18 protein-coding genes and 1 tRNA gene are annotated in these 19,079 nt (G+C 44.4%); 4 read left to right on the top strand and 15 right to left on the bottom strand.

All coding sequences use genetic code 11. The features are described from left to right. The first annotated feature begins 104 nt into the window (after nt 1–104). Nucleotides 105–752, top strand: a complete 648-nt coding sequence (locus GRFL_RS08305; RefSeq protein WP_083644175.1) for an SDR family oxidoreductase — start codon at nt 105–107, stop codon at nt 750–752. 34 nt (nt 753–786) lie between these two features. Here the strand turns inward: GRFL_RS08305 and GRFL_RS08300 are convergent, their stop codons facing one another. The 12 genes from GRFL_RS08300 to GRFL_RS08245 form a co-directional block, all read right to left on the bottom strand. Then, nucleotides 787–1,173 (bottom strand): VOC family protein, encoded by a 387-nt coding sequence (locus GRFL_RS08300; RefSeq protein WP_083644174.1) that lies wholly within the window; start codon nt 1,171–1,173, stop codon nt 787–789. A 3-nt stretch (nt 1,174–1,176) separates the two neighbouring features. After that, the gene (locus tag GRFL_RS08295) at nt 1,177–2,157 is read right to left on the bottom strand and encodes a 2-hydroxyacid dehydrogenase (protein ID WP_083644173.1); all 981 of its coding nucleotides are present in this window, start codon (nt 2,155–2,157) and stop codon (nt 1,177–1,179) included. 108 nt (nt 2,158–2,265) lie between these two features. Beyond that, entirely contained in the window at nt 2,266–3,618 is a 1,353-nt protein-coding gene (gene mgtE / locus GRFL_RS08290) for a magnesium transporter (protein ID WP_083644172.1), read from the bottom strand. Then, nucleotides 3,599–4,414, bottom strand: coding sequence for a 16S rRNA (adenine(1518)-N(6)/adenine(1519)-N(6))-dimethyltransferase RsmA (gene rsmA / locus GRFL_RS08285; RefSeq protein ID WP_083644171.1), 816 nt, complete (start codon nt 4,412–4,414; stop codon nt 3,599–3,601). Before rsmA ends, mgtE begins: the two co-directional genes overlap by 20 nt. Continuing rightward, nucleotides 4,414–4,722, bottom strand: a complete 309-nt coding sequence (locus GRFL_RS08280) for a DUF4286 family protein (RefSeq protein ID WP_083644170.1) — start codon at nt 4,720–4,722, stop codon at nt 4,414–4,416. Before GRFL_RS08280 ends, rsmA begins: the two co-directional genes overlap by 1 nt. A gap of 11 nt (nt 4,723–4,733) precedes the next feature. Further along, nucleotides 4,734–6,518: a tetratricopeptide repeat protein gene (locus tag GRFL_RS08275; RefSeq protein ID WP_083644169.1), complete on the bottom strand. Its 1,785-nt coding sequence runs from the start codon at nt 6,516–6,518 to the stop codon at nt 4,734–4,736. A gap of 46 nt (nt 6,519–6,564) precedes the next feature. Further along, nucleotides 6,565–7,836: a serine--tRNA ligase gene (gene serS / locus GRFL_RS08270; RefSeq protein WP_083644168.1), complete on the bottom strand. Its 1,272-nt coding sequence runs from the start codon at nt 7,834–7,836 to the stop codon at nt 6,565–6,567. A gap of 74 nt (nt 7,837–7,910) precedes the next feature. Then, nucleotides 7,911–9,140, bottom strand: a complete 1,230-nt coding sequence (locus GRFL_RS08265) for an alpha/beta hydrolase-fold protein (RefSeq protein WP_083644167.1) — start codon at nt 9,138–9,140, stop codon at nt 7,911–7,913. Nucleotides 9,141–9,201: 61 nt separating this feature from the next. Next, the gene (locus GRFL_RS08260) at nt 9,202–10,521 is read right to left on the bottom strand and encodes an HTTM domain-containing protein (RefSeq protein ID WP_083644166.1); all 1,320 of its coding nucleotides are present in this window, start codon (nt 10,519–10,521) and stop codon (nt 9,202–9,204) included. Then, nucleotides 10,514–11,449 (bottom strand): bifunctional riboflavin kinase/FAD synthetase, encoded by a 936-nt coding sequence (locus tag GRFL_RS08255; RefSeq protein WP_083644165.1) that lies wholly within the window; start codon nt 11,447–11,449, stop codon nt 10,514–10,516. Before GRFL_RS08255 ends, GRFL_RS08260 begins: the two co-directional genes overlap by 8 nt. A gap of 5 nt (nt 11,450–11,454) precedes the next feature. Further along, on the bottom strand, nt 11,455–12,081 hold the full coding sequence (pth, locus tag GRFL_RS08250; protein WP_083644164.1) for an aminoacyl-tRNA hydrolase: 627 nt from the start codon (nt 12,079–12,081) through the stop codon (nt 11,455–11,457). Nucleotides 12,082–12,223: 142 nt separating this feature from the next. Then, nucleotides 12,224–12,883 carry a 50S ribosomal protein L25/general stress protein Ctc gene (locus tag GRFL_RS08245; RefSeq protein WP_083644163.1) on the bottom strand — a complete coding sequence of 220 codons (660 nt, stop codon included), beginning with the start codon at nt 12,881–12,883 and terminating at the stop codon, nt 12,224–12,226. Between the two features lie 240 nt (nt 12,884–13,123). Here GRFL_RS08245 and GRFL_RS08240 point away from each other — a divergent pair, with 240 nt between their 5' ends. Then, a complete protein-coding gene (locus GRFL_RS08240) occupies nt 13,124–14,740 on the top strand; it encodes a Ppx/GppA phosphatase family protein (protein ID WP_083644162.1) in 1,617 nt (538 codons plus the stop codon). Here GRFL_RS08240 and GRFL_RS08235 read toward each other — a convergent pair whose 3' ends face one another. Continuing rightward, the gene (locus tag GRFL_RS08235) at nt 14,741–15,676 is read right to left on the bottom strand and encodes a ribose-phosphate pyrophosphokinase (protein WP_083644161.1); all 936 of its coding nucleotides are present in this window, start codon (nt 15,674–15,676) and stop codon (nt 14,741–14,743) included. Nucleotides 15,677–15,832: 156 nt separating this feature from the next. Between GRFL_RS08235 and GRFL_RS08230 the strand changes: the two genes are divergently transcribed. Further along, on the top strand, nt 15,833–16,288 hold the full coding sequence (locus GRFL_RS08230) for a GNAT family N-acetyltransferase (protein WP_083646031.1): 456 nt from the start codon (nt 15,833–15,835) through the stop codon (nt 16,286–16,288). On the opposite strand, the gene GRFL_RS08225 is transcribed toward GRFL_RS08230, so the two are convergent. After that, nucleotides 16,285–17,031: an NIPSNAP family protein gene (locus tag GRFL_RS08225; protein WP_086047629.1), complete on the bottom strand. Its 747-nt coding sequence runs from the start codon at nt 17,029–17,031 to the stop codon at nt 16,285–16,287. The two genes, GRFL_RS08230 and GRFL_RS08225, sit on opposite strands and share 4 nt — an antisense overlap. 126 nt (nt 17,032–17,157) lie before the next feature. Beyond that, on the bottom strand, nt 17,158–18,840 hold the full coding sequence (locus GRFL_RS08220; RefSeq protein ID WP_083644160.1) for a leucine-rich repeat domain-containing protein: 1,683 nt from the start codon (nt 18,838–18,840) through the stop codon (nt 17,158–17,160). Nucleotides 18,841–18,963: 123 nt separating this feature from the next. Here GRFL_RS08220 and GRFL_RS08215 point away from each other — a divergent pair. After that, nucleotides 18,964–19,045: transfer RNA gene (locus tag GRFL_RS08215), tRNA-Leu, on the top strand. Nucleotides 19,046–19,079 lie beyond the last annotated feature (34 nt).

Genomic DNA, 19,079 nt, shown 5'->3' with positions numbered 1-19,079 from the left:
TCATCCAGTGTTTTTGGGCTCTACGCCTGTTAAGATACTGTTATATCAGCAACTCCGATTCGGGTTTCTTCACTATCGTTAGTATCTTGCAAAAAAAGACCCTTATGGAAAGAATTCTCATCGCTGGAGCAACCGGGCACACCGGAACCAGGATAATCGAAATATTGAAAAATACCGAAAATTTCAAACCTGTGGCTATGATCCGGAAGGAAGATCAGCAACAGATCTTTGAAGACATGGAGGTAGAAACGGTGGTGGCCGACCTGGAAGGGGATTTGAGCCACGCGTTGAAAGGAATCGACAAGGTGATCTTTGCAGCCGGTTCCGGCAGTAAAACCGGCCCGGAAAAGACGACGGCTGTCGATGAAGAAGGCGCGATCAAACTGATTGATGAAGCCAAGAAAGCAAAAGTGAAAAAATTTGTGATGCTCAGCGCCATGGGCACCGATGATCCATCCAAAAACAAGGAGCTGGAGCATTATCTCACGGCCAAGAAAAAGGCAGACGACCACCTTCGTGAAAGCGGCATTACTTATACGATCGTACAACCGGGACGACTGAGCAATGATATGGGACTGGCCAAAGTTAAACTGGCTGAAAAATTGAACGAAAGGGGGGAAATCTCCCGCGACGATGTGGCGTTCATCATGGTTATGAGCCTGGCCGATCCACTGGTTAAAAATATGTCTTTCGAGGCGCTGGAAGGAGAAGAATCGATCAAAACTGCAATGATCGAGCTTTCCAGACTCTAATAAAAAAAGCCACCTTTCCAGGTGGCTTTTTCAGTTATTGAAAGGCCTTATCTATAGGCTCCCATAATTCGATCTTATTGCCTTCCGGATCCAGGATCCAGCCAAATTTACCGTATTCATAAGTTTCCATTTCACCAACTACCTGCACTCCTTCCTCTTTTAAAACTTTCAGCAGTTCTTCCAGGTTTTCCACACGGAAGTTCATCATGAATTGTTTTTCTGAAGGCTTGAAGTATTCGGTTTTATCGCTCATTGGGCTCCACTGCGTGGAACAGTCGGCCCCATCCTGGTCTTTCCACCAGAACGTGCATCCATACTGATCGGTGTTCAATCCTAAATGATCTTTGTACCAGTTTTTGGTAGCATCAGGGTCTTTCGATTTGAAAAAGAAACCGCCCAGACCGGTAACACGTTTTTTCATACATTATGGTTTATCTCCTTCGCCGAATTCCTTAATGATCTTGCCGGCGATCACCTCTGCCAGCTTTTTATGCGATTCTACCGTCCAGCCGGCGATATGCGGACTCAGGATCGTATTGGGCATGAACATCAGCTCGCGCATCGCTTCCGGGATGGGGTCTGCCGCGCTCATGGCCACGTTCTTTCGGTTTGAAAAAAGGCTTTCAAAAGAAGCTTTTTCATATTCCAGTACATCCAGGCCTGCACCCAGCACTTTGCCATTTTTCAGGGCGCTTACCAGGTCTGCCGTGACAACGTTCTTTCCCCTGGAGGTATTGATGAACCAGAAAGGCTTTTTAAATTTATCAATAAATGCTGAATTAACCATCTGGTTGGTTTCTTCGGTCCATGGAACGTGCAGGCTTACCACATCGGCCTTTTCCAGGAATTCCTCGTAACCTACCTGCCTGGCATTTTCATCAGCAATTCCTTCTTTGATATCAAAGAAAATCACATCCACATCAAAGCCCCGCAGTTTTCTGGCAAAGGCTTTTCCCATATTTCCGTAGCCTATGAGCCCAACGGTTTTGCCATCGAGTTCGATACCCCGGTTTTCCTCGCGCTGCCACAGGCCTTCACGCACTTCTTTATCAGCTTTATTCAATTTATTAAAAAGAGAAAGCAACATTCCCAGCGAATGTTCCCCAACGGCATTGGCATTCCCTTCAGGTGCCGAAAACAGCTTGATTCCCTGCTCTTGCGCAAAATCCACATCGATGCTTTCGAGGCCGGCACCCACCCGCGCGATAAATTTTAAATTCGGAGCCGCTTCTAAAAATTCGCGGTCGATCTTATAGCGACTGCGAATGACGATGCCGTCATACAGGTGTTGATTTTCTAATGTTGTCTCTCTGGATTGTTCGCAACCTTCAATATTATGATGCCCAGCTTCTTCCAGTTTTCGCATAAGCTCCGGATGATTGGTATCAGCATGAAGAATGATCATTTGTTCTGTTTTTGTTAGCAATTTATTTCTACCGAAATTCCCTTCGGTTTCTGAAAAAATCAGAGCTACAAAGTTACAGAATGATTTTTACTGACTGTAAAATTGAGGTTAAAAACCAAGGATCGCCTTCGCGATCAGGAAGTACGTAAGAATCCCGAAAACGTCGTTACTGGTAGTGATAAATGGGCCGGTAGCCACCGCAGGATCTACATTGTTCTTATTCAGAATAATCGGGATAAAAGTACCAATTAAGGCTGCGATCACGATCACAGAGATCAGCGCCACGCCTATACTCACTGATTCGTTGAAGGAGGTATGAAAAAAATAGGTGCTGATCACGAATACAATGAGTGCGATGGAAATCCCGTTGATGAGCGCCAGGCCAAATTCTTTTGCAAGTCTGGAAACAATATTTCCCTTGAGCGTATCATTTGCCAGTCCCTGCACAATGATTGCGCTGGATTGTACGCCTACATTCCCGGCGGTCGCCTGGATCAGCGGTACGAAAATGAGCAATTCCTTATAATCGGTTAAAATGGTCTGGAAACCGGAGATAATACTGGCCGCGCCAAGCCCTCCAAACATACCGATAAGCAGCCAGGGAAGTCTTGCCCTGGTTTGTTTAAAAATGTTATCATCGGCCTCCACATCTTCGGAAATACCCGCAGCCATCTGGTAATCTTTTTCGGCTTCTTCCCTGATGAAATCCACAATATCGTCAATGGTCACACGCCCTACCAGCCGTCCCATTTCATCTACTACGGGAATGGCTTCCAGGTCATATTTCTGCATGATCCTGGCGACTTCTTCCCCTTCCGTATGTACATTCACATAATCTACCTGCGGAATGTACACATCACTGATGTTGGCGTTGCTGGAGGCAGTAAGAAGGTCTTTTAGAGACAGGCGGCCTTTCAGTTTATTCTTGTCGTCTACCACGTAAATGGAATGCACTCGTGTTACATTTTCAGCCTGTTTGCGCATTTCAGCCATACAGCCCGTAACGCTCCAGTTTTCGTTGACCTTGACCAGCTCCTTTGCCATCAAACCACCAGCAGAATCTTCATCGTAACGAAGCAGCTCCACGATATGATCAGCATGCTCTTCATCCTCGATCTCGGCAATTACGTCCTGTTGCAGTTCCGGGGAAAGTTCCGAAATGATATCAGCCGCATCATCGGTATCCATTTCGTTAAGCTCATCGGCGATCTCTTTCGGCGACAGGTTTTCCAGGATGCGTTCCCGCACGCCTTCTTCCAGTTCCATCAGCGCTTCGGCTGTCTTTTCGCTGTTGATGAGTTTGACGAGGTAAGTGGCCTCATCGAGGTTGAGCTCGGTCAGGATTTCAGCAATATCAGCATGGTGCACGTCTTCCAGGTGCAGCAGCAATTCCTCATCGTTCTTTTCTTCGATGAGAAACCTAATCTTTTCAATTAATTCGTCACTTATCTGAAACTGCATACGGCTCAATCATTTTGGTCAGTTCAATAAACTGCTGGAACCCGAGTTGTTCCGGCCGTGAGCCAAATATAGCATCTTCCCTCAAATTATCAGGAAGATTAAGACTTTTTAAACTATTCCGCAGTGTTTTGCGGCGTTGGTTGAAAGAAGTTTTAACAATTCGGAAGAAAAGCTTTTCATCGCACTCCAGGTGAAAATTCTCTTTACGGGTAAGCCGAAGCACCCCGCTGTCTACTTTCGGCGGCGGATTGAAGACGGAAGGCGGGACCGTGAAAAGATATTCCGCCTCATAGAATGCCTGCACCAGAACGCTCAAAATTCCGTAGGTTTTGGAACCCTCTTTTTCACAGATTCTCTTGGCGACCTCCTTCTGAAACATCCCAGAAAATTCCGGAATTTGTTCCCGCATTTCCAGCATTTTGAATACGATCTGCGAAGAGATGTTGTACGGGAAATTCCCGGTTATCGCAAAAGCTTCCTCTCCAAAAACTTCCGTAAGATCATACCTCAGGAAATCCTTCTCATGAATGCGGCCACGCAGATGCAGGTAGTTGTTCTCCAAATATTCCACACTTTCAGAATCGATCTCGATCACGTGGACTTCTACCGGTTTTTCCAGTAAATACTTCGTTAAAACTCCCATTCCGGGGCCAATTTCCAGTACTTTGGAATACTGCTGAAGGTTCAGGGTATCTGCGATCTTTGCGGCAATATTTTCATCTTTCAGGAAATGCTGTCCCAAATGTTTCTTGGCGCGTACATCGCCTGCCGAAGATGCTTTGAAATTTTTACCCATTACTGCTCGCTTATCACTTCCAGTTCGGTACGAAAACTCACCACTTTATCACCAAACCTGGCTGATTGTTCTCTGAGCTCGCTGGCGTTCTCCCGGTAATAACGTTCCAGCAACTGCTTGTTTTGAGCTGTATACTGAATGGAATAGGTAATGCCACCCATAGGTTCCTTGACCAAAACTTTTGTCATCAAAGCCTTGTGAAATTTGCCGGTATCAAGCATGGCGGGAATGTGTTCCGATCTCATCCATTTCACCCACTCATCGTGAATCGTTTCGTGAACATTACAGGTCACGTTATAAATAATCATATCCTGGTTTTTTACTCTAGATTATCGCCACGGAGTATTCGAAATTTCTTCCGGGCATCAACAAAATAAATACTGTCTGCAAAGTTAAAGATAATTTGCTCGTAAAACTCCTTTGCCTTTTCAGGTTGGTTGAGCTGGTTGGCGTACAGTTCCGCCAGGAAGTAATTCGCATTGTCTGCCAGGATATCTTTTCCGTGAAGTTCGATGATCTTGTGATAATTACCTGCAGCTTTTTCAAAATCCTGTTCTTTTTCAAAGAGTTTAGCCTGTTTGTACAGCGCTTCATCTTCAATTTTTTCACCTTTATGACCGGTTAAGACCGAATCCAGAACGGTGATTGCCTGCGTAGGTTTTTCCTGGAAGGCCAGCAGGTCTGCCCGGGCATACTGCTTCAGCGCCGCCTGTGTGGAATCTTCGATGGAATTATCAGAGATCAACAAGCTTAGCTCTAAAGCATCATTGGCGATTAGCTGCGAAGTAGAAGACTTGAGAACCTTCAGCTGGGTTTGCGCCCATTCAAAATCACCTTTGAAATAGCTGGTTTTGGCCACTTTAAATCGTGCTTCCTGGGAGAGTTCATTGTTTTTTACCAAATGCTGCACCTGTGAATAGAAGATGAGTGCCTCATTGAATTTTTCCTGCATCACCAGAATATCGGCCGTAGCCATTTTCACTTTGGCCTGCTCAAACTCGTTCAGATTCGATTTGGAAAGGTTTTTCAGCAGCGCTACGGCTTCCTGTTTTTTATCGAGACGGAAGGCCATGAAATTGGCAAGATCCACCTGTATATCCAGTGTTTCAGACGTGTAACCATACTCTTCCAGCAAACTGCGATATTCCTGCTCCAGTTTTTCCAGTTCTTTACCAGAAACTGTCTTTTCCTTTAAGCCCAATTGAAAATGTCTGCCCCTTAAATTGAAGGTAGGCGACGGTGATTCTTCGATGGCATAGGCAATGATCTCTTCAGCAGCCTCATAGTCCTCGGCGTTCTTTGCCATCACCGCGAGATTCAGGATTCCCTGCAGGTTCTTTTCACCGCGTTTATAGATGGCACGCTCCTGGGCGAAGGCTTTTCCGAAGTCTTTCTGCTGAATAAACAGCCAACTCAGCATTTCGTTATACAGCAACGAGGGATTCTCCTGCGAGCGTTTCAATAGCAGTTTCCTGAAAATGGTATTCCCCTCACTGCTCGCATCTTCTGAAATATACCGGTTGAACTCGCGATTGGCAATGCTGTAGAATTTCATGTCATCCTCGATAAGATCCAGGTAATTGCTGAACATCTTCTCGATCTTCCCCTGCTCGCCGTAGATCCTTGCAAGCTGCAAATTGTAGTTTTTATCAGTATTCATTTCCATGGCCTGCTCGTAAGCGGAAGCTGCATAATCCAAAAGGTTATACCGCTCAAACGAACGGGCGATCGAATAGGCATAATTAGGCCTTCCTGCCAGGCTTTTCAACGCTTCTTCATAAAACTGTTTAGCTCTTTCGGCATTGTTCTGCAGTTCGAAATTGTGGCCCAGTTCTATTAAAATAGACGGATTGTTAGCGGAATTGTTCAAGCGCTGGAATAACAGTTTTTCGGCTTGATCAAATTCCTCCAACTGCTGGAGAGCACCTACCATGCCCTCGAAAAAAGTCATATTGGCAGGGTTCTTTTCATAGAGCTCCTGGTAAATCTGAAGTGCTTTCTCGTATTCTCCCTGGTCAAAAAAATTACGTGCGAGCTGATCAGATTGTGAGAAAACTGAAAAGCTGAAGCCCAGGCAAATTGCTAGAAATAGAAAACAGCGCATATGTAAATATAAAAATTTGCGCTGTTTTTATGGTTTTTCGGTAGAATTAATCGATGGTATCGAAGCCGCAATAAGGCACCAGAACTTCCGGAACTTTAATACCGTTCCCGGTCTGGTAATTTTCCAGGATTCCGGCGAGCACGCGCGGCAATGCCAGGGCACTTCCGTTCAGGGTGTGTGCCAGCTGCTTGTTTCCTTCAGTATCTTTATATCTCAATTTCAACCTGTTGGCCTGGTAAGTTTCAAAATTCGAAACCGAACTGATCTCCAGCCAGCGATCCTGCGCGGTCGAGAACACTTCAAAATCATAGGTCAACGCCGAGGTGAATGTAAGATCTCCCCCACAAAGTCTCAGGATCCTGTACGGTAATTTCAGTTCGCGCAACAGGTTCTTTACGTGCTCCAGCATTTCATCCAAAGCTTCGTATGATTTCTCCGCTCTTTCCAGGCGAACGATCTCCACTTTATCGAACTGGTGCAAACGGTTGAGTCCACGAACGTGTGCACCATACGAACCGGCCTCTCTTCGGAAGCAAGGCGTATAACCGGTGCATTTTACCGGAAAATCTTTTTCCAGCATCAGGTTATCGCGAAACATGTTCGTGATCGGCACTTCCGCAGTAGGGATGAGATACAGGTCGTCGTTGGTAACGTGATACATCTGCCCTTCCTTATCTGGCAACTGGCCGGTCCCAAAACCGGAAGCTTCGTTGACCATCAATGGAACCTGAAATTCGGTATAACCGGCTTCTGTAGCCTTATCTAAAAACCAGGTGATCAAGGCTCGTTGCAGTCTTGCTCCCTTGCCTTTATAAACCGGAAAACCGGCGCCGGTAATCTTGTTGCCCAGTTCAAAATCTATGATATCGTATTTTTTTGCCAGTTCCCAGTGTGGCAGAGAGCCTTCAGCAAGTTCCGGAACTTCTCCTTCACGAAAAACCTCCTCATTATCGGCATCGCTCGTTCCTTCGGGTACCGAATCGTGCGGGATGTTCGGGATGGTATATAACAATTTCTGAAGTTCTTCCACGGCAGCGTTCAGCTCTTCGGAAAGTATTTTGGAATCTTCCTTTAGTTTTCCGGTCTTTTCCTTCAGCAAATTAGCTTTCTGATGTTCCCCATTTTTAAAAAGCAGCCCAATCTCTTTGGAAAGTTTATTGGAAGATGAGAGGGTTTCATCCAGTTTTGCCTGCGTCGATTTTCTTTTTTCATCGAGACTCAACACTTTATCAAAAACCTCTTTTGCATCAAATTTTCTCTTCTTCAATGCCTGGATGTACGCATCCTTATTTTCCGCAATATTAGAAACCTGTAACATGGTCTACTTTTTACAATGATTTATGAGGGCACAAATGTAACAAAAGCCGGGAAGATAATCGACCTGAAATTCGGCTATTCGCTGGCTTCGTCCTTGTTGGCAATTTTGCGGTTCACCCGGTCGAGATCGGCCTGGTAAAATTCCCATTCCGGGTTTTCCGTTCTTTTCACCAGTTTCAGTGCCATCTCATAATTTTCTTTAGCCTTCTGAAGCTGTTGAACCTGTTCATAGGCCATTCCCAAGGTAGAATAAGCGTCAAAAGATTCAGGATGTGCTGCCACATTCGCTCCAAAAGCTTTGATGGCATCTTCCTTAAAATCGTCAAGACGCATCAGTGCAAACCCAAGATCGATCAGCGTTTCCTGGTCATCCACCTGAAAACCATATTTTTCAGTAAGCTTCTCAAAATATTTCTGCACATCCTGTATTACCTGTTCCGGGCCTCCATTCCCAATGATCTCTTCCCTTGTACGCGGAATTTCATACTGCGTTGGCGCAAAGACAAATCGCAACCCGTTGAACAGCGCCGGAAGACCCGTAGATTGATGCGTTTCCTCTGGCATAGGTTCAAAATGGAAACGCAGATCAGCCTTTTCGTGTTTGTTGATGTAATTCATGAACCTTCCGCTGAGCTTATAAGTATCGCCCCGCATCGTGCCTTTATTTTCGCTGGCTATGGTAAGGTAAAAGCTGGCGCTCAGATCCGAAGGATCTTCAAAAACCTCTTCAAATTCTTTGGAAATAAGATCGTTGTGGTACCACAAACTAGGGCTGATGGTAATATAGGCATCGAAAAGTTTCGGATTTTTAAAAAAGGTATACGTGCTGAAAAGTCCGCCCAAGGAATGTCCCGTTAGCACCTCGTAAGGCGCGGCTCGATAGACGGAGCGAATATACGGAATCAGCTCCTGCTCCAGGAAGGCCATAAAATCATCGGCCTGGCCCGTAAGCCCAAGCCGGTCCTGCTCTTCCTGACTCAGATCTGGTGATTCCGGGCTAAGATCACGATTTCTATTGGTATTCCTTACGCCCACGATGATCATTTCCGGAATAAGCCTGTTGAGGTACAGGTAATCTACCGTCCCCACGGCATGCGAAAAATTGAAATAGCTATCCAGAAGGTAGAGAACAGGGTAGGTTTTATCAGGATCTTTGTCGTAATTCTTCGGAAGATGAATTTCCAGGATGCGGTCTTCCTGGAGAATTTCAGAATAAAGATGGCTGGTTTTCCCAATTATGATATCTTCTTGTGCAACGGCGGAAAAACAGCATAAAAAGAAAACTATTAACAGTTGAAATCTCATTTTTAGATCTTAGAATTCGCTCTAAGTTATAGATTCAACCGTTATAAAAAAACTGAAGCTGCTATTTTCCTTCGGAAGGTAAGATCCAGTCGTGGTGCGAGAACTGTTTCCATTCCTCGGCGGCCAGGTCTACTTTGGGATCAATAAGCGGGTGATAGTCCCCGCCGTTTACACTGACTTTTCCTTCCGCAAAAACCGAAACATCCATACCTTTTTCAGCATATTCTTCTTTCAATCGCTGTGCGAACTGCCAGATCATATCCGGCTTGGAAGGTATGGCACGTAACTGCTTTCGCGACAAATATTCGTCTTTATCCACAATAATCGTATCCTGAGTTCCCTTTTCCACCACCTTAAAGGTCACCCGGCCGCTTTTGCCACGCAGCATCATGCGCCAGCTTAAACGATGCCCTTCCTCGGTCCAGAGTACATCATCCTGAAAAAACCAGTGCCTCAGCGGTAAACAGAGCTGCACCGTAAACCAAATTCCGAAGAAAGCGAGAAGGAAATTCCTATGAGATGGAACGATCACTTCATCTCCATCATAAAACGGTTTTTTTCCCCGAAGGAAGACTTTATTGACTTTTTCCACCGGAAAGAAAAAGATACAGAAGGCCAGCGACAGATACGGAAAGATCCCGATATGAAAAATAAAACTGTTGAAAAGGTGAAAGAAGATCGCCGCCAGAAATGCCGGAACCCTGGTTCGTCTCCACAGCAATAACGGAATGATCAAAAAGTCAAAAAAGAGTCCGAAGTACGCGATGGCATATTTGATCCACCATTTCTGGAGAAAATCACCTACCAGCCAGTAATCGGCTTTGGAGCGCATGAGCATGGCCGGGAACGAACCATCCAGCCAGTCAGGATATAATTTTGCGATCGAAGCATATGAATAGACGATCCACAATTGCACGACGATAAACAGCCAGACCCAGCGCGGCATGGAAATCTTCCGAATTTCGGGATGTCGCCAGGCATCGATCGAAAACCAGCGATGTGCTGGCAACAGGCTCATGATGAAACACAGCAACATGAGCAGGTAATAATGGTTGTTATAACTGGATTTCTGCATCAGGTAGACCGATGCCCACATGATGCCGTAACAAATCATGCTTACCCGGTACCGAAAACCAAGCATCACAAAAATACCAAACAGCCCCATGACTCCGTAATACCAAAGCATTCCGTTTCCAGGAAGGGGTTGCAAAAATTCAAAGCCTATAAAATTAAAGGTGAAATTGGGCTCGATCATGGTGCGTCTTACCCAGCCGGAAAATATGGCGCCAAAGGCTTCGATCGAGATCAATAAGCCGAATAGCACGCGAAAGACCACCAGGGCCGCGTTGTCTACCCGTTTAAAAAGCCAGCGATCAAGCATTGATTTCAGCTATATAATTTTCAGAAAATGCACGGTCCTGCTGCATGGCTTTTTTCAATTCTTCCACGGAAGCAAACTTCTTTTCATCCCGAATACGCTTCAGTAGCCGGATTTGCAGTTTTTGATCATACAGGTCCTGGTTGACCTCAAAAAAATTCGTTTCAATGGTCTTTTCCTTACCGCCAACGGTTGGATTAGTACCAATGTTCATCATTCCGTACTTCAAAATTCCGTTAATTCTCGCAGATACGACATACACGCCATTTTTCGGGATCAGTTTATAATCCTCTTCCAGCTGCAAATTGGCCGTAGGAAAACCCAGGTCTTTGCCAATTCCCCTTCCGCGAACGATAGTTCCGCTGAGCATAAATGGATGGGTAAGATAGGTATTGGCCTTTTCTACCTCACCTTCAGCCAGTGCATTCCTGATCTTGGTGGAGCTTACCGCTACTTCCTCCACTTCCTGTTTACTGATCTCCTCGACCTCAAAACCATATTCTTCCCCGAATCGCTTCAGGTCTTCGATATTAGCCGTACGGTTTCTTCCGAAGCGATGATCGTAACCAATAATGATCTTTTTTGCACGGAGTTTATGAACCAGGATGTCGCGAACGAATTCCTGGGCTGTCAACCTGGAAAACTGAATGGTGAAAGGATGAATGACCAGGTGATCGATGCCGGTATCCTCCAGCAACTGCACGCGTTCCTCGATGGTATTGATGAGTTCGATACCGCTTTCCTTCTGCAGCACCATTCGTGGATGCGGAAAAAAAGTAAGCACTACCGATTCCAGGGAATTGGCTTTTGCCGAATTCACCAGTCGCTCAATGATCTTGCGATGCCCGGCGTGAACGCCATCAAAAGTACCGATGGTCACCACCGTCTGGTTTTCACTGGTAAACGAATTCGCGCCTCTATGTCTTTCCAAATCTGCTATTTTCCGTTAAATGAATTCATGGTGTTGGATACCCCGGCCGTTCCAAATGACTGGATGAGTTCTGCTGATATTTTCAGGCGTTCCGGCAACTCCTTTCGTTCCTGCTCGTTCCATTCTCCCAATACGTAATCTACCTGCTGCCCTTTTGAGAACTGGTCGCTGATCCCAAACCGGAAGCGGTTGTATTTCGTGGTGTTCAGTTGCGCCTGGATATCTTTGAGCCCGTTATGCCCGCCGTCACTGCCTTTGGTTTTGAGCCGAAGGGTTCCGAACGGCAAATTGAGATCATCGGTCACCACGAGTAAATTCTCCAGTGCGATCTTCTCCTTCTGCATCCAGTAATTTACTGCCTTTCCGCTTAAATTCATATAGGTATTGGGTTTGAGTAAAATGAAGGTTCGGCCTTTAAAGCGAAAACTAGCGACATCGCCCAGCTTCTGGGTTTCAAAATGCACCTCTTTTTCACCGGCGAGTTCCTCCAGGATCTTAAAACCGATATTATGACGGGTATTCTCGTATTTCTCGCCCGGATTTCCCAGGCCAACGATCAAAAACTTCTTCATGGGATCAATTTTCTCCCCGGGTTTCTTTTTCCGCAATATTCTGCCGAAGAATGAAAGCATCCAACTTTGTTTTGGTAAAGATAAAATTAATAAGACACTTTCAAGAAGTAAAACCGGGTTGCAAGTTTATTCAAAAAAAAAGCATTCCGAAAATTGGAAAAAACCAACCTGGAATGCTTTTAAAATTATGAAAGTAAGACGACTAGTTGTCTTCTCCTTCTTTTACAGCTGCAACATCATCAGTTTCAGTTGCTGGAACCTCATCAGCTGCTACTTCGTCTTCATCCTCATCGTCTTCAAGATCTTCCACGATGTTACGTGAAGTTCTTACCTGACAGATTACAGTGTTATCTGGATGCTGAATCTTGTAATCATCGCTGGTTACGGCAGTCACATACAGTTTCTGACCGATCTTCAGTTTAGTTACGTTTGCAATGATGTAATCTGGAAGATCACCTGGCAAACCTCTAACTTTCAAACGACGAAGGTTATATCTCAATACACCACCATTTTTAACTCCTCTTGCAACACCTTCTGTGTGAATTGGAATTTCCATAGTGATTGGCTTGTCATCAAAAATCTGGTAGAAATCCATGTGCATGATCGCGTCAGTCACCGGGTGGAACTGGATATCCTGAAGGATTGCGGCATAAGACTCACCACTTTTCAATTTAATTTTTACCGTGTGTACATCTGGAGTATACACAAGGTTCTGGAATGCGATTTCCTCAGCTGCAAAGTGTAGTGGATCCCCTTCTACCCCGTACAATACGCAAGGAACCTGTCCAGCATTACGTAGAGCCTTCGTTGCCTTCTTGCCTACGCTTTCTCTTTTAGATCCGTTGATCGTAATTGATTTCATTATAAAACTTTTTTGTTAAGACAGGTGTCGTCAGTCGTTTTTTCAGAAAGCCTTCACCTGCGGAAAAATTTTTCAGGCTGCAAAAGTAAGTTTTTTTCTTCAGCTATAAAACACTGAAACAGAAATTATTCAGTATTTCCGAAGCATTTCCGTATGACGGGCTTTTTTCACAAATACTTAAAACTTTGTCATCCCATTTTTAAGTAACTTGAAATTTGCCAAAACACCGAAAATTCGCTCATGACCACTACTGAAATCGAAACTCCCTTTAAACGAATCGCCGCGATAGACCTGGGTACCAATTCCTTTCATGCCGTGATCGTAGACATCTATCCCGACGGCAGTTTTCGAACGGTGGATAAACTGAAAGAAATGGTCATTCTTGCTGAGAAGGGCATGAGTGACCACCTCAGCGAAGAGGCCATGACACGGGGTCTCGATGCACTCAAGCGCATCAAATTTCTTTGTGACAGCCAGGAAGTGGAAAGCATTCTCGCTTTTGCCACCAGTGCAATTCGAGAAGCCAAGAACGGCGGGGAATTCATTCAGCGAATTTACGCGGAAACCCAGATCAAAGCGCGAGCGATCCCTGGAAAGCGCGAGGCACAACTCATTGGCTATGCCGTGCGCCACAGTATTTCCCTCAATGACGAAATGGTGCTCATGGTGGATATTGGCGGCGGAAGCGTGGAATTCATTATTGGCAATCATAAAGAAATGCTGTACCATAACAGCCTTAAACTGGGCGTCGCCCGGATGTCTGCCAGGTTTGTGGAAAACGACCCGATCTCTGGAAAGGAGATCAAAAAACTTGAAAAACATTTCCGCAAAAAGCTCAAAAAAGTATTTAAAACGGCCGAAAAGCACGAGGTTAAAACCATTATCGGCTCTTCTGGAACCATGGAGAACATCGGGGCGATGGTGGCCAGCAGGCAGTCCCTACCAGCTGATATTACTCTCAACGAACTGGTTTTCGAAACTTCAGCGTTCCAGGAACTCTATAAAGATTTCATCCAGATGGATCGCAAGCAGCGCTCCAATATCAAACAACTGGACGAAAAACGGATCGACATTATCAACCCCGGGATGGTACTGGTGAAGTTGCTGTTGGAAAAGTTACCTATTGAACATATCAAAATTTCCGAAGCCGCATTGAGAGACGGGATGATCCTGGAATTCATTCAAAAAGAACAGCCAAAACTCGCCATGGTGCAGGATTTTCCGCATCCCAGGAAACGCAGCATCTATGAATTGCTTAGAAAATGCAACTGGATGGAGGAACATTCTGCCCACGTGGCAAAAATGGCGCTGCAGATATTCGACGTTTTCAAAAAGGAGCTGGAACTGGAAGAAAAAGACCGCGAATTGCTGGAATATGCCTGCCTGCTGCACGATATTGGCTATTATGTTTCCTACCGGAAACACCACAAACATGCCTTATACCTCATCAGGAACTCAGATTTGCGGGGCTTTACGGAAGATGAGATCAATATCATGGCACACGTTGCACGCTATCACCGCCGTTCCACGCCAAGTAAAAAGAGGCACAAATTCTATAAAAAACTTCGGAAATCTGTTAGGAAAAAGATCCGAAAACTATCGGCAATATTGAGAATTGCTGATGGCCTGGACCGCAGCCATTACCAAAATGTACAAAAACTGGAGATCGAAAACGAGCAGAAGCAGATCCGGTTTTTGATCAAAACCATGGCCGATCCCGAACTGGAAATCTGGGGCGCTACCCGAAAAGCAGGCTTACTGGAAAAAGTTACCGGTAAGAAGCTGGAGATCTTTTCGCTGGAAAAACCCGACGAAATGGAACCGGAACAGCCTCTCACCGCTAAAAATTCTGTATGATTACATCAGGAACTTCGAACTGATGGAACGGTTATCATGCACGCGCTTCATCACATCTGCAAAAAGTTCGGCACAGCTTACCACTTTGATCTTTCTGCTTTCCTGTCGCAACGGAATGGAATCTGTCACGATGAGTTCCAGTAATTTTGATTTTTCGATACGATCGTAGGCCTCACCTGAAAGAACCGGGTGTGTACAGATCGCTCTTACCGACTTCGCTCCTCTTTCCATCATCAAATCAGCCGCTTTGGTCAGCGTCCCTGCCGTATCGACCATGTCATCCACGAGCACCACATTCTTACCGGTCACATCACCAATGAGTTCCATATGAGAAATCACATTGGCCTTGGCGCGCTGCTTGTAACAAATCACCACATCGCTCTCCAGCGCTTTGGAATAGGCATATGCCCTTTTGGAACCGCCCATATCGGGAGAAGCCACCGTAAGATTGTCCAAATTCAGACTTCTCAAATACGGAAGAAAAACGGTGCTGGCAAACAGGTGGTCTACCGGTTTTTCAAAAAACCCCTGGATCTGGTCGGCGTGGAGGTCCATCGTAATAATACGGGTGGCACCCGCAGTTTCCAGGATACTGGCGATCATTTTGGCCGCAATTGGCACACGCGGTTTGTCTTTACGATCCTGTCGTGCCCAGCCAAAATAGGGCATCACCGCGGTAATATGTCTCGCGGAAGCCCTTTTTGCGGCATCCAGCATCAGAAGCATTTCCATAAGGTGATCACTGCCCGGATGCGTGGAACCAATGATAAAAACCCGGGAACCACGAACCGATTCTTCAAAGGAAGGCTGGAATTCACCATCACTATAAGTGGAAGTGATCACATTCCCTAATTTGCTTCCGTAATGTTCGGCGATCTTTTCCGCGAGTTCGCGGCTTTGAGTACAGGTAAAAATTTTAGCTTCAGTAGCAGCCATGTTGTGTTGTTTAGTTGTGTTTTCAGTGCTGCAAATTTAAGAATTATTCCGTCCCGCAGAAGCTAAATCAGGAAGACCTGCAAGAATCCTTTTATTTTTCTGAAAATGGCTAAATTCGAGCCGATTCTGTTGAAAAACAGTCGAAATTTCAGAAAAATGATCAAAAAACTGACGCATCAAAACCGAACCACTTCCGAAGATATTCGCGCCGTATTTCAAATTTCCTATGCGGTAGAGGCCGAACTGCTGCAAGCCACTGATTTTCCTCCGCTGAAAAGACCGCTGGAAGCATTTACCAACAGCGACAATCAGTTCTTCGGATATTATATGAAAGACGAACTGGCCGCTGTCATGGAGATTGATAAAAAAACAGCCTCGGTTCACATCCAGAGCCTGGTGGTCCAGCCGAAATATTTCCGAAAAGGGATTGGCAGAAAACTGGTAGCTCATGCCTTTGAGCAGTACCAAACCCCACTTTTTACTGTGGAAACCGGACTCGCCAATGAGCCGGCAACACAGCTTTACCTCCAAATGGGCTTTTCCAAAGTACTCGAATACGATACCGAGTACGGCATCAGGAAAGTGCGGTTTGAAAAAGTTTGCAGCGATTAAAGCTGGGAAAAAGACAGAGGCCGCAAATAGGTTTGGATGATATTAGACACCGTATTTTCATATTCTTTCATTCCTGAAATTCGCTTCCAGTCGCTGTCAGTTCCAAATCGCTGCCAGGCTTCGCCGTTCTCCTTGCGGTCTTTAGTGACCAGCAGGTAGGTTAGCGAAGGCATCTGGTCACCCGCAATATTCTTCCCGAAGAACACGATTGGAAAATTGATGTTTTTAAAAATATTGAACTCCTCTTCGTTGAACATTTTCAGTTTTCGTCGCAGTGCGTCCTCATTATAACCCTGGTAGGTACGCAACTCGAAAAAATTAGATCCTTCGGCTGGTTTCTGAAGATTTGGAAATCCGCTTTCGGCGAGCATCAAACTGGTTTCATACCGCTGGTACGGAAATTTATCGGGAGAAATCGCCCAAAAAGACGCAGCCGCCTGCTGTAAGGATTCGTCTTCCTGCAACAAGCCCGATATTTGTTCAAATTCCCGCATGTTCTTATAAGGAATGAGTACATACAATTTTTTCGGCAAGGTTGGATCGGCCTCTTCAAAAACGCCTACCACTTCCACTCCGTTACGGTTCAAAGCCGGAATCAGGGCCTGTTCGAAATATTCGTGAAGCGTCTTTTCAGAAGTTCCGAATTTTAAATAATAGGTACGGAGTTCGTAAACTTCGGCCTGAGCAAAAGAAACCAGGTTTACAAAGAGAAAGGCAATCAGGAAAATGGATCTGGAGATCATAAAAAATGAGATTTTGGAATGAACTAAAAAACTGCAGCGGAATTTACGGATTTCCACCAATGATTTCCCAGAAGATTTCAGTTTTCAATTATAATTCATGAAAATCTCAAAAAAATAATACTTCCGTTAATCACAGTTTAGTGAAAAGCTAATATGATCATCACTATTCCACATTAACGGCTGCTGCTGCATTCGATCTAAATGAACCTGATCGACCTTCACACAAGATAAATTATCCATTCTTGTTAAAAACATGCCATTCAGATTTAAATTAGCCGAGATATCGAGAGAGTTGAGAGAGAATGTCGAAAATGAAATATTCTCTAATTTTTGATTGTCGGACAGATTAAGAGTTGAAACATTCTCGGTATTATACAAGAAAAGCTCTCGAAGTTCTTTTAAAGCGCTCCAATTGTAATCATTTATTTTAGTATAGCCTATACTCAGACGCTCCAGATTCGGAAATAAAGAATAGTTTAGTTCCTCTAATACAAAACTATTTAATTGTAGATCTTTTAGATTTGAATCAGTATCGCTTATCAATTCCCTAAAATTTTCACTTTCTATAATGACATATTCCAGATTTGGCTGATTGGAAATATCCATGGTTTCAATCGACTCGGTATAAGTAATTTCAAACCCGCGCAGACTTCCCGATTGAGGAAGCAAAATTGTTTTGGCTTTTCCTCTTTCGTAATAAAAAGATTGGAGCTTTGAATTAGAACTAAGATCTAACGATTCTAAAACCGGAGAACTCATAAAAAGCCGCTCCAAATTCTTATTATTCGAAAGATTGATTTCTGCAATTTTCCCATACCAAATGTCTAGCTTTTGTAAGGCTGTGAAATCTTCTATACCCTCCAGTGAAACATCCATATTTTCATCAAAAGCTAAACTTAGATCGGCTATAATTTTTATTTTCTCCGTAAGAACATAATTGTCTAAAACATTGTCGTAACCTAAACTTATCAGATACCCTTCAAATTCATCATCTGGCACGTAGGTTTTTTCTCCGCATTCCGTTGTCAATAAAGATTCCAGTTCACTTCTTTCTACCGGTTGGTACGCTCTGGATTCGGTGGATTCACCATTGATAAACTCCTTTAGTTCTCCATCAATTATTCCATAGGTATATATCACATTTCCGGAAGTTTTTGAATGAATAAAACTTAAACGATTTGGCGAGTTGTCGGTCAATACCAATTCACCCTCATGGATCTGGTTATTTTCCACCGAATAGCACCTGTAAGCATTCCAATTCTCGTATCGCCTGAACCAGGTACCATTGTCGTAATCCTTAAATTCGATAAATATTTTTGTACCATCAATTTCAGCTTGCCAAACTGTCGCGTCATTACAATTTAGAAATGAATAACACTCACCAACTTCATGAACATTGCCCGGGCTGGACTGAATGTTCTTAGAACAAATATCAGTTAGTTGAGCCGAGAAAGAAAGCGATTCGTTTGTGAACCTTATGTTCCCCAATTCACCAGCATTTCCCAGATCAATTTGTTTTTCACTCTTAACTGTATAATTTCCTGTTAAGGTTCCACCTCGATAGTTGATTATAAATGTTCCATCGGCATGAAAAATAAAGCTGTAAAAATAACAGGCGTCGGCAGATTGTTTCTCGAAGCCTTCACTGGCAAGGGTTTCCGAATTATCCACATTCCATGTTCCAACAATCTTTTCTTCCAGTTCAAAGCTTTCTGTCTCCGGAATATTTTCAGGATCAGACGGTTCATCTTTGGAACAGGAAACGAGAAGGCTCAGGCACAGAAGAACCCGAAGGATTGAAATTTTCATGTGTAGCAAGTTAGATCACTAAAATATTAAAAATTGACTATCAATTACTTACACCATGAATATTAATTTTCACAAAAATCATTTTGATTCTTGCAAAATTTCCTATTTTTGCCGTCCAATTATGCTCGAGTGGCGGAATTGGTAGACGCGCTGGATTCAAAATCCAGTTTCTTCGGAAGTGCGGGTTCGATTCCCGCCTCGAGTACTTAAAATCAAGCCGACTTTTCAGTCGGCTTTTT

Source organism: Christiangramia flava JLT2011, from assembly GCF_001951155.1.
Lineage (GTDB): Bacteria > Bacteroidota > Bacteroidia > Flavobacteriales > Flavobacteriaceae > Christiangramia > Christiangramia flava.
Note: the sequence above shows the minus strand (reverse complement) of the source record. Positions and strands in the feature narration are given on the sequence as shown.